The organism is Longimicrobiaceae bacterium, from assembly GCA_035696245.1.
Taxonomy (GTDB): domain Bacteria; phylum Gemmatimonadota; class Gemmatimonadetes; order Longimicrobiales; family Longimicrobiaceae; genus DASRQW01.
The window spans coordinates 1-14,850 of sequence record DASRQW010000076.1; the positions used below are offsets into that span (position 1 = coordinate 1).

Annotated in this window: 10 protein-coding genes; 1 reads left to right on the forward strand and 9 read right to left on the reverse strand. The window is 71.0% G+C overall.

Annotated elements, in window-relative coordinates:
- Positions 1-248: 248 nt before the first annotated feature.
- From VFE05_03650 to VFE05_03680, 7 genes are all read right to left on the reverse strand, one after another.
- Entirely contained in the window at positions 249-1,352 is a 1,104-nt protein-coding gene (locus tag VFE05_03650) for an FAD-dependent oxidoreductase (GenBank protein HET6229147.1), read from the reverse strand.
- A 158-nt stretch (positions 1,353-1,510) separates the two neighbouring features.
- A complete protein-coding gene (gene priA, locus VFE05_03655; protein ID HET6229148.1) occupies positions 1,511-3,985 on the reverse strand; it encodes a primosomal protein N' in 2,475 nt (824 codons plus the stop codon).
- A 588-nt stretch (positions 3,986-4,573) separates the two neighbouring features.
- Positions 4,574-5,599, reverse strand: a complete 1,026-nt coding sequence (locus VFE05_03660; GenBank protein HET6229149.1) for a dipeptide epimerase — start codon at positions 5,597-5,599, stop codon at positions 4,574-4,576.
- A 315-nt stretch (positions 5,600-5,914) separates the two neighbouring features.
- A complete protein-coding gene (locus VFE05_03665) occupies positions 5,915-7,930 on the reverse strand; it encodes a TonB-dependent receptor plug domain-containing protein (protein ID HET6229150.1) in 2,016 nt (671 codons plus the stop codon).
- Positions 7,927-9,420, reverse strand: coding sequence for a leucyl aminopeptidase (locus VFE05_03670; protein ID HET6229151.1), 1,494 nt, complete (start codon positions 9,418-9,420; stop codon positions 7,927-7,929). The genes VFE05_03665 and VFE05_03670 overlap by 4 nt, the downstream gene beginning before the upstream one ends.
- Positions 9,421-9,619: 199 nt before the next feature.
- Complete coding sequence (icd, locus tag VFE05_03675) at positions 9,620-10,921, reverse strand: NADP-dependent isocitrate dehydrogenase (GenBank protein ID HET6229152.1); 1,302 nt, start codon at positions 10,919-10,921, stop codon at positions 9,620-9,622.
- 97 nt (positions 10,922-11,018) lie between these two features.
- A complete protein-coding gene (locus tag VFE05_03680) occupies positions 11,019-12,152 on the reverse strand; it encodes a citrate/2-methylcitrate synthase (protein ID HET6229153.1) in 1,134 nt (377 codons plus the stop codon).
- A 225-nt stretch (positions 12,153-12,377) separates the two neighbouring features.
- On the opposite strand from VFE05_03680, the gene VFE05_03685 reads away from it, so the two are divergent.
- Entirely contained in the window at positions 12,378-12,920 is a 543-nt protein-coding gene (locus VFE05_03685; GenBank protein HET6229154.1) for an RNA polymerase sigma factor, read from the forward strand.
- A gap of 590 nt (positions 12,921-13,510) precedes the next feature.
- Here the strand turns inward: VFE05_03685 and VFE05_03690 are convergent.
- Both VFE05_03690 and VFE05_03695 read right to left on the reverse strand, forming a co-directional pair.
- On the reverse strand, positions 13,511-13,936 hold the full coding sequence (locus VFE05_03690) for a TraR/DksA C4-type zinc finger protein (GenBank protein HET6229155.1): 426 nt from the start codon (positions 13,934-13,936) through the stop codon (positions 13,511-13,513).
- Between the two features lie 356 nt (positions 13,937-14,292).
- Positions 14,293-14,850, reverse strand: a 558-nt coding sequence (locus tag VFE05_03695; GenBank protein HET6229156.1) for a hypothetical protein, incomplete at its 5' end; no start/stop codon positions are given.

Genomic DNA, 14,850 nt, shown 5'->3' on the forward strand with positions numbered 1-14,850 from the left:
TCCACCATCTGGAACAGCTCCAGCGGAGTGTCGTTTCGCCCGAGCATCGCTCTACGCAGAAGAGGAGTTCACCAGTAGATTCGCTCCCTCAATCTACCGCTTCACACCCTGAGGCGCAGCGTTTTTCAACAGACTTCTAGAAACCAGACGAAGAAAAGAGGGCCCCCCTCATCGTCTCCCCAGAACGACGGGGAGCAAGATGCCGCTCATGTACAGCGAGCCGAATGCGAGCTTCCTCGAGCGCATTCTCATCTTCCGACCGTCCCGTCTCCACCGCCCAGCCGGTGAACTCCCGCCAGCCGCAGCACCTCGTCGGCGCAGCCCCAGGATAGGGTGAAGCCGGAGCCGCCGTGGCCGTAGTCATGGATCAGGAGGCAGCCGCCGCGCATCTCCTCCGCCTCCACGCGGACGGAGCCGTGGCGCGCGGGCCGCAGCCCGACGGCGCGTTCGAGGATGCGCAGCCCGGCCGTCTCCGGCACGAGGGCGGCACAGCGGGCGCGGATGCCATCCACCGTCGCGTCGTCGGTCGTCTCGTCCCACACGTCGTCCTCCGCAGTGCCGCCGAGGATACAGTCGCCAGATCGGGAGAAGACGTATGTGACCTCGCCCGCGGGTGTGTCGTGGACGACGTGGTGCGGGGTGGACGGCTTCTCCACGCGCAGCACCTGGCCGCGCACCGGGTAGACCGCCTCGTCGCCGCAGAGCTGGCGCGCGCCCAGGCCGGTGCAATTCACGACGAGCCGTCCCTCCGCGCGTAGCTCCGCGAGGTCGTGGACGACGAGCCGCTCGATCGTCCCGCCCGCCGTCTTGAAGCGGCGGACGAGGTACGGGAGATAAATGGGCGTGTCGATCATGGGCACGCGCATGCGCAGGGCTTCGACGGCGCCTTCAGCCAGGCCCTCGCGGATGCGTTCGACGCCCACGGCGCCGTGCCAGCCCTCGTCGTGCGCGGGGGCGGCGAACAGCTCGGTGAGCACGATGTCGCTCACGCCCGCCGCGAGGTCAGCCGAGATGCGGCGAAGCTCGTGCAGCGTGTCGACGGCCCAGCGCTCCACGCGGTCCGGCGGCTCCGCGCGGTACGGGTACCACACCGCCGCCGCGCGGGGAGATGCGGGGCTGGGCGGCCACTCCCCCGCCCTCTTCGGCCGGATCGCGTCCGTCGCCATCTCCGCCGCGACGATGCGGACGGGCACGCCGCGCTCCCGCAGCCGGATCGCCACGCAGAGCCCGACCACGCCTCCGCCGACGACCACGGCATCGCGCCAGGGCTGCCGGGCATCTCCCGAACCGGCGGAAGCCGCCACATCTACAGAAGCCGTCGGACGCTCCGGATCGGCGACGTCTCGATTCAACGCAGTTCCGTGCGTCTGGTCGTCGGCGTGAGAATTTTCACGTTCACAGTGATCCGCATCCGCCGGAACTGCGGTCGGCACGGGACGCCGCACATCTACTGAATCGCCTTGCATCTCCACCGATTCAGGATCGGCAGATGGGGCTTCGATGCGATCCGTCACAGCAGCGCCACCGGGTCGCGGTCGATGGCGATGCGGAGGTCGGCCTTGGACTTGGGCAGGGCGAAGCGCTGGAAGAAGTATTTCGCGACGTCTCCAAGGACCTTCGCCGAGTCCGAGCGCAGCAGCAGGTGCCAGCGCCAGCGGTTGCGGATGCGGTCGATGGGGCACGGCGCCGGGCCGACGATGCTGACGGCGTCGATCTTCCGCGCCTCCAGCAGCCCGTGCAGCCAGTCCGCCACCTGCACGGCGGCTTCCTGCGTGGCCGTCTCCTCCAGCCCGCTCACGACCACGTTGACGAGACGCGCGTACGGCGGATAGGCGGGCTGCTTCCGCGCCTCCATCTCGCGCTCCGCGAAGCCCACGAAGTCGTGCTCGCCGGCGCAGGTGATGGCGTAGTGGTTGGGCAGCGCGGTCTGGATGAAGACCTCGCCGCCCTTGGGCCCGCGCCCGGCGCGTCCGGCGACCTGCGTGAGAAGCTGGAAGGTGCGCTCGGTCGCACGGAAGTCCGGCAGGTTGATGCCCACGTCGGCGTTGATGACGCCCACCAGCGTGACGTTGGGGAAGTCCAGCCCCTTGGCGATCATCTGCGTGCCCAGCAGGATCTCCACCTCGTTGCGCTCCACGCGGCCCAGGATGTCGTGGTGCGCCCACTTGGCCCCGGTGGTGTCCACGTCCATCCGCGCGATGCGGGCGGCCGGGAACGCGTCGCCCACCGCGCGCTCCACCTGCTCGGTCCCCACACCGCGGTAGCTGAGGTCGTCGGACCCGCACGACGAGCAGCGCTGCGGCGCGGCCTCTTCGTGCAGGCAGTAGTGGCAGGTGAGCTTGTTGCCGCGCCGGTGGTAGGTGAGCGACACGTTGCACTGCGGGCAGTGCCACACGTTGCCGCACTCGCGGCACTGCACGAACGTGGCGTAGCCGCGCCGGTTGAGCAGCAGGATCGTCTGCTCGCCGCGGCTCATGCGCTGCCGGACGGCGTCCACCAGCACGTCGGAGAGGATGGTGGGCGACTTCTCCTGGAGCGGGCCCGTGGTCGCACCCTGGCGCTTGCGCTCCACGCGCAGGTCGACCACGCGGATGGGCGGCATCGGCTGGCCGCCTACACGCTCCGGCAGCTCCACCAGGCGGTACTTGCCAGCCTGCGTGTTCGCCCAGCTCTCCAGCGACGGCGTGGCGGAGCCGAGCAGGCAGACGGCGCCCTCCAGGCGGGCGCGGACGACGGCGACCTCGCGGGCGTGGTAGCGCGGCGCCTCGGCCTGCTTGTACGTGCCCTCGTGCTCCTCGTCGACCACGATGGCGCCCAGGTTCTGGAGCGGGGCGAAGATGGCGGAGCGCGCGCCAACCACAATCTGCTTCTCGCCCGCGCGCAGCGACCGCCACTCGTCGTACCGCTCGCCGTCCGACAGCGCCGAGTGGAGGACGGCCACGCGGTCGCCGAACACCGACTTGAAGCGCCCCACCGTCTGCGGCGTGAGCGCGATCTCGGGGACGAGGACGATGGCCGTCTTGCCCTGCCGGTCCACGATCTCGCGCAGCAGCTCGATGTAGACGAGCGTCTTGCCGGAGCCGGTGACGCCGCGCAGCAGGAACGTGCCCGGCTCCTTCGTGCGCGACGCCTCCACCAGCTCGCGGATGACGCCGGCCTGGTGCGCGGTGGGGCGATGCACGTGCGCCGCCGGCAGGTTCACCCCGGCGTACGGGTCGCGCGGCACCTCCTCTTCGGCGAACGCGCAGACGCCCTTCTCGGCCAGACCGTTCATGATGGCGTACGAGAAGCCCAGCTCCAGCAGGTGCGCCACGTCGGCGCTGCCGCCCATCTCCTCCACCACCTCGAAGCACTCGCGCTGCCGCTTGGCGCGCCCGAAGATCTCGTCGCGCGCGGTGATGCTCAGCAGCTCGCGTTCGATGCGGAGCACGCGGCGCGTCTTGAGCGGCGGCTCCACGCGCGGCGCCTCCGTCTCCACCCGCAGCGCCCCGGCGGATTCGAGGCCGCGGATGGCCGGCCACCACACCTTGTCGCCCAGCTCGCGGCGCAGGCGGGCGACGGGCTGCGGGCCCTCCTTGGCGCGCAGCCACCCCAGCACGCGCGCCTCGTCCGGCTTCAGCGTGGACACGTCGGTAGATGCGTCCGCCGTCGCGACCACGAAGTCGGTGGACGAGTCCGCGAGGCCGGCGGGAAGCGCGGTCCGCAGCACCTGGCCTAGCGGGGCCACGTAGTAGTCCGCGATCCAGCGCGCGAGACGGAGGATGGTGGGCGTGGCGGAGGGCGCCACGTCGAGCACGCCGTTGATGGGCTTGATGCGCGGAGACGACGCGCTCGCCACCACCCGGTCCACCCACCCGATCCGCTCCCGCGCGCCGAACGGCACGAGGACGCGCGCCCCCGCTTGCACGGAGGCGCGCATCTCCTCGGGGACGGAATACGTGAACGTCCGCGGGATGGGGAGCGGGATGGCGACTTCTACGAACATCTGCCCGGTGATTCGGTCTGGCGAAGGATGCTGCGATCCGATACCGCTCGTGGTCAACGAAGCGATGCCGGACGTGGTCCCGAGATGCACGTGCGCGCCCCGACAGGATGCCAAACATCATCGCGGCGGCATCGCCCTGGCGCGTGAACGCGCGGGCTACAACCGCGCGAAGCCCGCCTGCGCGGGCTGCTCCCACACCATCCTCGCGGTCTCGCCCAACCTCGCGGCCGGGATCAGGTCACGACCCGCACCGCACGGCCAGCATGGTAGGGGCCGACCTGCGTGTCGGCCCGCCCGCCGACGCGACACCGCCACCGCGCCGAAACGACCTATCCTGTTGTAGGGGTGCGATTTATCGCATCCGTAACCTTCCGCGCGCAACCCATCATCGGAACGGCGATAACCCGACGCACCTCATCGACCGTAGGCAGCGGTGCCTCACATTCCGATCAACCCTCGCGACATCGGTGATCTGCCGTACCCCGGCGTGTGCCGTCTCGACCTGCATCCGGCGCAGAACCTCCATCCATCCGGAGGCGGATCGGATGCGATAAATCGCACCCCTACATGGAGATGCGCTGTCGAGGGTCAGGGTGCGCGGGTGACGCCGAGGCCGGGGGCGTCGTTGAAGCGCAGGCGGCCGTCGGGCTCCATTCCGGGGCCGGCGAACGGGTCGTTCGCCAGGAGCGCGGCTCCGTCCAGGTCCACGTAGTCCACCAGCGGCGCGAGCTGGATGGCGGCGGCGATGCCGAGCGTCGACTCGACCATGCAGCCCAGCATCACGCTCATCCGGTGCGCGCGGGCCACGTGGACGATGCGGATGGCTTCGCGCAGGCTGCCGCACTTCGCCAGCTTGATGTTCACGCCGTCCACACAGCCCACCAGCCGCGCCACATCCGCAGCCGTCTCGCACGACTCGTCTGCGATGATGGGCATGTGCGACGCGCGGCGGACCTCGGCCAGACCCAGCAGGTCGTCCTTCGCCACGGGCTGCTCCACGAACTCCACCTCGTAGTCCGCGAGCATCGGCAGCGCGGCGATGGCCTGCTTTGCCGTCCAGCCGGTGTTGGCGTCCACGCGCAGCACCTTGTCCGGCGCCTCGTCGCGGATGAGCGCCAGCACCTCCTCGTCGCGCGCGCCGCCCACCTTGACCTTGAGGATGGGGTACGCCGCTGCCTCGCGCAGCTTCTCGCGCATCACGTCGGGTTCGTCGATGCCCAGCGTGAACGACGAGACGGGCGCGGCGGCGGGATCCAGGCCCCACATCTTCCACACTGGCACGCCCAGGCGCTTGCCCAGCAGGTCGTGCAGCGCCGCCGACACGGCCGAACGCGCGGCGGGGTTGTGGTTGACGGCCTTCACCATCGCCGCCTCCAGCCGCTCCAGCGCGAACGCGCCGCCGCCGTTCAGCGCGCGGGCGTACGCGGGGAGCACGGCCTGCACCGTATCCGCCGTCTCGCCGTAGAAAGGCGTCGCCGCGGCCTCGCCCCAGCCCTCCGCGCCGTCCTCGTCGCGCACGCGCACCCACACGGACACGCGCGTCCGCGCTCCCTCGCGCGCGATGCTGAAGGCGTGCTTGGTCGGAAGCTCCACTGCCTCGAACTCGAGATGCATGCGGTCCGCGTAGGTTGAGCGCAATACGCGCGTGTGGTCGCTTCGGTAGATTCCGAGAAGACCCGCCAGCAAATCGGGATCCGTCCAACGATGCGGGACGATCTTTGCGGGCTCGTCTCACGTCTGCCGTGACGGGTCCGAAACGGATCCAACTCTCCGGAGCAGCCCACGACGGTGGGCTTCGCGCCGTCGTAGCCGCGGCTTCAGCCGCCAGGCGTCTCGCCAGCCCCGCATCTCCCGAACGCGCGAGGGACGGGGATCATCCACCCCGTCCCTCGCCGTCCATCAATCTACCATCCGGGGGAAGCCCCCGCGTCAGTTGCGGAAGAACCAGCGGAATCCGTACATGTTGCGCGTGCCGGGCAGGAACAGGCCCGGGATGTCGGCGGCGGTGCGGCGGCCGATCAGGTTCTCGGTCTGCAGGAAGAGCCGCACGTCGATGATGCGGATCTGCAGGTAGAAGTTGAAGAGCGCGTACCGCTGCGTCTGTCCGCTGTAGTCCAGCCGTCCCTGGCTGTCCACGCCCAGCGTGGTCGCCGGCCCGCGCACCAGCGCCTCCACCCGCGCGGTGGGCTCCAGGTTGCCCGTGTAGAACACCTTGTGGAACGTGATGCCCGCCCGCGCCCTGTCCACAGGAAGGAAGGGCCGCCCGCCGGTGTCCGCCGTGCGCGAGTACCAGCCGTCCAGCCGCGCCCATTGGAAGTAGATGGGCACCGACGCGTACGCCTCGATGGAGTTGACGGCGCCCGCCTGCACCGGCGCCAGGCCCGGGTCGAAGCCCAGCCCGAACGGGACCACCTGGTCCGCGTCCGTCCGCACCGCCGCGGCGCCCACCAGCGCCGTGCCGCGCGACCACTCCGCGCCGACGCGAGCCGCGTTGATCGACCCCGACGTGGTGCGGAAGCCGACGATGGTGTCCACGACCGTGCTCGGCACGACTCCGCCCAGCCCGCCGAACGTGAGCCGCGTCCGCACCGAGTCCGCCGTGTACGTGAGCGGCCGCTTGCCCGCCGCGACCGACCCGAACGCGGAGAAGCCCGCGAACGGCCCCACGCGCACCCCGCCCTCCATCTCCAGCCCCGTGGTGCCCTGCGAGGTGACGCTGCGCAACTCGCCCGTGGCCGCGACGAACTTCGACAAGCCCGCGTCGGCCCGCAGCGACAGCTCGGCCCCGTCGCCCGCGTAGCCGTGGCCGGCGCGGAAGAGCCTCGCCTCGCCTTGCAGCGTCGCCACGGGCAGCGTGAGCGTCGCCCGGGCGGAGGCCTGCACCTGGCTCTCGCTGGGCGTGACGGAGTCCGACGGCGCGGGCTTCAGGGTGGTGCGGCCCACCTGCGCGTCGAGCATCAGGTTCCCGGGCAGCCGCGCCCGGCCGCGCAGGATGAGGTCCGCCCGGTCCGCGCTGAGCGGGAACGTCAGCGCGGTCGAGTTGGTGCCACGGTCGAACTTGCCGCTGCGGTACTCGATCTCCACGCCGCGGTCCGGGGCGAAGAGGTGGCTGAAGCGGGCAACGGCGGTGCTGGCGCTGTACTGCGAGCGGCGCAGGAAGCCGCTGGTGCTCACCACGTCGTAGCCCGCCTCCACCACGTTCGACGCGCCGATGGGGCGCGCGAAGAATCCGCGGAGGATGCGGGTGCTGAAGTCGCCGTCGGCCGCCTCGATCTGCGCGAAGGCGCGGCGGTCCTCCAGCCGGTACGTGGTGATGTCCACGCGGATGCCGGTCAGCTCACGCTCCACGCGCACCGTCTCCACGTCCACCAGCGCGATCTGCTGCGGGTCGAGCGTGCCGGTGCCCAGCGGCACGATCTCGAAGCCGTTCATGTAGATGCGCAGCCGCCCGCCGCCCAGCGCGTACGCCGACACGCCCGCCGGCTGCCCGAAGTCGCCCGAGCGCGTCACGGAGACGCCGGGCACGCGCTCCAGCAGGTCGAGGAGGGAGAGCCCGTGGAAGTAGTCCAGGTCGCGCTTCTCCCACGTCCACACGCCGCTCCAGCTGCCGCCGCCGCGCCGCCGGTACTCCGGCAGGTTGGGCGCGGGCAGCGTCGAGTCCGCCGGGACGGTGTCGTGCGCCGCCTTGTCCGGCAGCGTGTCGTTCGCCCGCGCCTCGCCGGGGATGCGCACGGCGGCGGTGTCGCGCCCGGCCGGCAGCGAGTCGCGGCGCGCGCGGGGCACGGTGTCGCGCTCCGTGCGTACGGGGATGCCCTGCGGCGGGGCCTTGGCCGTGTCGCGCGGGGCGGGCACGGCCTGGCCGGCGAGCGGCGCCGCGAGCAGCGCGCACGCCAGCGCGAGGACCAGGCGGAAGGCGGTGGAGCGGATCATCCGGGCAGCGTTCATCCGGCGCGGGCCAGCACCCACTCCACGAAGGTGCGCGTGGGCACGCCGGTGCTGCCCTTGGCCTGGTACGGCAGCTTGCCGTCGCCCCAGGCCGTGCCCGCCACGTCCAGGTGCACCCAGGGGAAGTCGCCCACGAACTCGCGCAGGAACCAGGCGGCGGTGATGGTGCCCGCCGGGCGCCCGCCGGAGTTCTTGATGTCCGCGTAGTCGGACTTGATCTGCTCGCGGTACTCGTCGTACATGGGCAGCGGCCAGCAGCTCTGCCCAGCCAGGTCGCCCGCCGCGCGCACCTCGGCGAGCAGCGCCTCGTCGTTCGCCATCGCGCCGGTCGCCTGGTGGCCCAGGCCGATCACCACCGCGCCCGTGAGCGTCGCCGCGTCCACGATGGCCGCGGGCGCGTACCGGTGCGCGTACGAGAGCGCGTCGGCCAGGATCAGGCGGCCCTCGGCGTCGGTGTTCACCACCTCCACCGTCTTGCCCAGGTGCGTGCCGATCACGTCGCCGGGCTTCATCGCCTTGGAGCCCAGCAGGTTCTCGCTGCTGGGGACGATGCCGACCACGTTGAGCGGCACGTGCAGCTCGGCGATGGCCTGCATGGCGCCCAGCACCGCGGCGCCGCCGCACATGTCGAACTTCATCTCCTCCATCCCCGCCGCGGGCTTGATGGAGATGCCGCCCGCGTCGAAGGTGAGGCCCTTGCCCACGAGCACCACCGGCTTGTCCTCCTTGCCCCCGCCGCGGTGCTCCAGGACGATGAACCGCGGCTCCTCGGCCGATCCGGCGGCGACGGCGAGGATGGCCTTCATCCCCTCCTTCTCCATCTCCTTCGGCCCGAGGATGGTGCACTTCAGCCCGCCCTCGCGCGCGATCCGCTGCGCCGTCTCGGCCAGGTACGTGGGCGTAGCCACATTGCCCGGGCGGTTACCCAGGTCGCGCGCCAGCCACTCCGCGCGCGCCAGCACCTCGCCGACGCGCGCCCCCGCCTCGGCCGCCGCCGTGTCGCCGTCCACGAGCAGCGTCACGGCTTCGGCCTTCGTCTCCGGCGCGTCGTCATCCTTCGACTTCAGCTCGGTGAAGGTGTAGGAGCCCAGCACCGCGCCCTCCGCCGCCGCCTGAGCCGCCCGCTTGCCGTCGACAGAGGATGCCGGCAGGAGCAGCGTGAACGACGCGGCGCGCGACGTGGCGGCCTGCTTGGCCCCGGCGCCGGCGACGCGGCGGATGCGCTCCGCATCGACCTTGTCCGCCTTGCCCATGCCGACGACGAGCACGCGCTCCGGCCCGCCGTTCTTCGACGACGGGTAGAGGAGCGCCGTCTCGCCGTCCTTCCCGCGGAAGTCGCCGCGCGCCAGGAGCGCGGCCACGATGCCGCCGAGCGCCGCGTCCAGCGCCGCCGCGGCGCCCTCGGGCAGCGAGCCGCCCTCGGGCAGGGGCAACACCAGGAGCGGCGATTCCTTGACGGCGCTGTCGGAACGGGCGACGGTGATCTTCATGGCCAGGGTCGTGAGGTCGGTGAGTGTGCGGCTGCGGCATGCAGGACGCGCGCGGTACGCCGCGGCGCGTGCGGCATCCGCCGGAGCCGCCAATCTGCATCGTCCGGGCGCGGCGGGGCAACCGTTACGGGACGAGCTGGACGGACGAAGCCGGCGCGCAGGGTTGGAACCCCCGCGCGCCGGCCATGTTTCCCCTGCCCTACATGTTCTCGACGATCTTCCGTCCGAACTCCGAGCACGACACCTTGGTCGCGCCCTCCATCATCCGCTCGAAGTCGTACGTGACGGTCTTCTTCGCGATGGCGCCCTCCAGGCCCTTGATGACCAGGTCGGCCGCCTCGGTCCAGCCCATGTACCGCAGCATCATCTCGCCCGAGAGGATCACGGAGCCGGGGTTGACCATGTCCTTGCCCGCGTACTTGGGCGCGGTGCCGTGCGTGGCCTCGAAGATGGCGTGGCCGGTCACGTAGTTGATGTTGGCGCCCGGCGCGATGCCGATGCCGCCCACCTGCGCCGCCAGCGCGTCGGAGACGTAGTCGCCGTTCAGGTTCAGCGTCGCCACCACCTCGTAGTCCTTGGCGCGCGTGAGGATCTGCTGCAGGAAGGCGTCGGCGATGCTGTCCTTGATCACGATTCTGCCGGCCGCCTCGGCCTCCTTCTGCGCCTGGTCGGCCGCGTCGCCGCCGCGGTCGGCCTTGATGCGGTCGTACTCCGCCCACGTGAAGGTCCGGTCGCCGAACTCGCGCTCGGCCAGCTCGTAGCCCCACGTCTTGAAGGCGCCCTCGGTGAACTTCATGATGTTGCCCTTGTGCACCAGCGTCACCGAGCGCCGCCCGTTGGCGATGGCGTTCAGGATCGCCGCGCGCACCAGGCGCTCCGTGCCCTCGCGGCTCACCGGCTTGATGCCGAAGCCGCTCGTCTCCGGGAAGCGCACCTTCTTGAAGCGGTCCGGGAAGGCCTCGGCGACGAGGGCGGCGAAGCGCTTCGCATCTTCCGTCCCCTCCTCGAACTCGATGCCGGCGTAGATGTCCTCGGTGTTCTCGCGGAAGATCACCATGTCCACGTCGCCCGGCTTCTTCACCGGCGAGGGCACGCCCTCGAACCAGCGGACGGGGCGCACGCACGCGTACAGGTCCAGCACCTGCCGCAGCGCCACGTTCAGCGAACGGATGCCGCCGCCCACGGGCGTGGTGAGCGGGCCCTTGATGCCGACGAGGTACTCGCGGAAGGCGTCGAGCGTGGCGTCGGGGAGCCAGCTGCCGGTGAGGTCGAAGGCCTTCTCGCCCGCCAGCACCTCCATCCAGCGGATGCGGCGCTCGCCGCCGTACGCCTTCTCCACCGCCGCGTCCAGCACCGGCTGCGACGCCGCCCAGATGTCGGGCCCCGTGCCGTCGCCTTCGATGAAGGGGAGGATGGGGTTGCTCGGCACGCTCAGCACGCCGCCGGAGATGGTGACGCGCTCGCCGTCGGCGGGCACGGTGGGCTGCCAGGTGTTCGCCATATGCTCTCTGAGGAGTGGTCGGTGGTGCGAAACGAAAGCCGGGGCGCGGCGGGCCTGCCGCCGCGCCCCGGAAGAGCGTGCCTGAACCCTCGCGCGCCTAGCGCTCGCCGATGGGCTTGACCTTCAGCCCGCGCGGGCCGGTGTACTCGGCCTCGGGGCGGATCAGGCGGTTGGTGGCGTACTGCTCGAAGAGGTGCGCCGTCCACCCCGGCGTGCGCGCGATGGCGAACACGGTGGTGAACAGGTCCATCCCGATGCCCAGCGTGGTGTAGACCGACGCCGAGAAGAAGTCGACGTTGGGGTAGATCTTCTTCCCCTTCTTCTCCATCTCCTCGGCCATCACCGCGCGGATCTTGTCGGACAGGTCCAGCCAGCGCGTCTCGCCGGCGCCCTTCATGATCTGGTCGGCCAGCTCGCGCAGCACGGTGGCGCGCGGGTCGGTCGCCTTGTACACGCGGTGCCCGAAGCCCATGACCCGCTTGCCGCTGGACAGCGCGTTCAGCACCCACTCCTTGGGGTCGGTGCCGCTCGCGTCGATCTCGCGGAGCATGTTCATCACCTCCACGTTCGCGCCGCCGTGCGACGGGCCCTTGAGGGTGCCGATGGCGGAGACGATCGCGGAGTAGATGTCGCTGAGCGTACCGGCCGTCACGCGGGCGGCGAAGGTGCTCGCGTTCATGCCGTGCTCGGCGTGCAGCACCAGCGCCGTGTCCATGGTGCGGACGCGGACCGGGTCGGCTTCCTCGCCGTTCAGCATGTAGAGGAAGTTGGCCGCGGTGTCGAGCCCGGCCTTGGGAGCCACCGGCTCCTTGCCGTGCCGGATACGGTCGTAGGCCGCCACCAGCGTGGCCATCTTGGCCGTCATGACGATCGCCTTGCGGCGGTTCTCGGCGTCACTGTTGTCGTCGGCCTTCGGGTCGTACATGCCCAGCGCCGAGACGGCGGTGCGCAGCGCGGCCATGGGGTCGGCGTCGGTGGGGTAGCCGCGGAGCATGGCCAGCAGCTCGGGGCTGATGGCGCGCTCGGCGGCCAGCTGCCCGCGCAGCTCGTCGAGCTGTGCCTGGTTGGGCAGCGATCCGTTCCAGAGAAGGTAGCAGACCTCCTCGAAGGTGGTGTTCCGGGCCAGGTCGTCGATCTCGTACCCGCCGTAGATCAGCTCCCCCTCGGCTCCGTTGATGTGGCTCAGCTTCGTCTGCGCGACGACGACCCCTTCAAGTCCGCTCGTGGACATGGCGACTTCCTCAGACGCGATGGCGAGAATAGATTGTTTGCTCTTCGGGCACCCCCGCCGGCGGCACCCTTGCGGCCGTGCGCGGCATGCACGCTCCGGGCCGGCCGGGAGCGTGAACATAGCGGCGGCCCCTGGGCGTCGCAAGGGAATTCCGGGGCTCCGCCGCGGGTTTCCGCGCCGCCCGTCCGAGCCTCTTTTCGCACTCCCCCTGACCCCGCGCGCCGAGTGACCGAACGCCCCGACGCGGAGCTGATCGCGCTCGTACTGGCCGGCCGCGCCGAGCACTTCGCCCCGCTGGTGGAGCGCTACCAGCACGTGCTCTACCGCCACGCCGTGGGCATGGTGGGCGACGGCGACGCCGCCGCGGACCTGGTGCAGGACGCCTTCGTGAAGGCGTACACGCGCCTGGACACCTGCAACGAGCCCGAGCGCTTCGCCGCGTGGGTCTTCCGCATCGTGCGCAACCGGTGCATGGACCACCTCAAGAACCGCCGCCAGCACACGGTGGAGCTCAAGGACGACACCGCCACCGCCCCGCCCGGCGACCACCCCGGCGAGGAGCTGGACCGCGCCGAGGCCAGCCGCGCCGTCGAGACTGCCCTGGCCCGCCTGCCCGAAGCCCAGCGCGAAGCCTTCCTCCTCAAGCACGTGGAGGGCCTCAGCTACGAAGAGATGGCCCCCCGCCTGGACGCCTCCGTGAGCGCCCTCAAGATGCGCGTCATGCGCGCCCGCGAAGCGTTGCAGGAGATCCTCAGCGACTACGCCTGACACGCCGCCGCCGGTCCGCATCCCCCATCGGTCCCCCGACCGCGTTCTCCCTCCGCCCGTACCCGCAGGTCCTCGCCCGTCGCCTCGACAGGGCGTCGCTCCCATCGCATCACCGAACCGCAGTTGATCGATAGATAGCAGTCCGCCCCGCCTCTCACGTTCGGGAGATGCACGGCGGACGGGAGATGCGAGGCCCACGCTACGTCCCTCCGGTCCGCAGCGACTCGGCAGATGCGCGGCGAGCGGCCCGATCCACCTTCCCCGCGTTGGCACCGAGACCTCACGCGGAGACGCGGAGACCGCGGAGAACAACCCGCTCCTCCTGCCGTTCTCCGCGTCCTCCGCGCCTCCGCGTGAGCCTGCCGTTCGGGGTCGCGATCCACATCTCCAGAACGTCAAACCGGGCCCCGCCGCATCCGACGGAGCCCGGTCCGATTTCCCCCCGCAGCGCGCAGCGCGAGCCGCCACCCCCACCAGCCCGCGAGGAAACTCTTCGGCCGCCCCCGACGACCGGCCGCGACACACCCGTTTCTTCTCCCGCTTGCGGGAGAGGACAGGCGAGCCGTGCGAGCCAGGTGAGGGCCCTTCCCCTACTCCATCGCGTTCCCGTCCGCCTCGCGCGGCCGGGGCGCGCCCTCCGGGTCGGCGCTCTCCAGGAGCTGCGCGTCTTCGGCGCAGAGGGTGGTCTCGGGGATCACCTCCAGCCGCGCGAAGCCGATGTCGCGGCCGCACCGCTCGCACTTGCCGAAGCCCTCGGGATCGTCGATGAGGCGGCGGAGCGCGTCGTCGATCTGGTAGAGGCGGCGGCCCTCGATGCTGGCGAGCAGGAAGTCCTTCTCCTTCTCCTGCGCCTCGCTGCCGATGTCGGCCGGGTGCGTGCGATACAGGCTGATCTCGCCCGCACGTTCGGCGAGGTCCTGGTCCGTGTCCTCGAAGTGCCCGATCGCGTCCAGCACCTGCGCCCGCTCGCGCCGCAGCAGCTTCTCGATCTGCTCCCGCTCCCCGTCCGTCAGCATCGGAAGTCCCCTTGTCCGTAATGGCAGGCGCGGCGCCGGGGCGCCGCAGTTCGTGTGCGCCGCCGGGTTCAATCTCCGTGCCGCGCTCCCCGCGCCCGCCGTTTCGCATCCCCACACCGACGCACCTGCCGCGCGTCCTCCCCTCGCGAGACGACAACGGGAGGCCCGATCACGCCCGAGGCGCATCGGAGATCATCTCCCGTAGATCGGAAGTGCCGTCGAGCGGCTGATCGAAACCCTGATCGCCCGATCGGCGGATGGACGCGAAGGCCTCCATCTTTCCGCTCGCCTGCGCTGAAAGACGAACGGCCCTCCCCGCGAGGGGAGGGCCGTTCGCGCCGCCGGAAGGGTCCGGCCTACTTCGTCCGCACAATCGCCAGCGAGTACGGCGAGGTGGGGATGGTGCTCCCCGAACCGAGCGCGGTCACGGTGGCGAAGGCCGACTGCGGCACACCCATGCGGGCGTACGCGGTCGCACCGCCGGTGCTGTACGAGAGGGTGAGCGGCACGTTGTTGGACAGCGCCCGCGTTCCCAGCGGGAACCCGCCGAGCCCGCCGTACACCGAGCGGAAGTTCCAGCTCTGGGTCGTGTACTCCGCCGAGACCGAGAAGGCGTTGTCGTCCGCGTACATGGCCGTGGTCCAGTCGCGAAGCCACAGGTCGGGGTTGGCGCCGCCGATGGCGTTCTGGATGTTGGCCTTGCCGGTGAAGTCGTTGTTCACCAGGGCGTTGAAGAACGTCTGGTCACCCGCGTTGGCGCGGTCGGACGCGTAGCGCAGGAAGCTCCAGATGGCCCCGCGCACCGCCAGCGAGTTCGCGCCGTTGGACTTGAAGGCGCCGGTCGTGTCGGGCCGCTGCAGCCAGCTCTTGAAGCGGCCGTAGTTGGGGTTGGCGTAGGCGTTGAACGCCGCCAC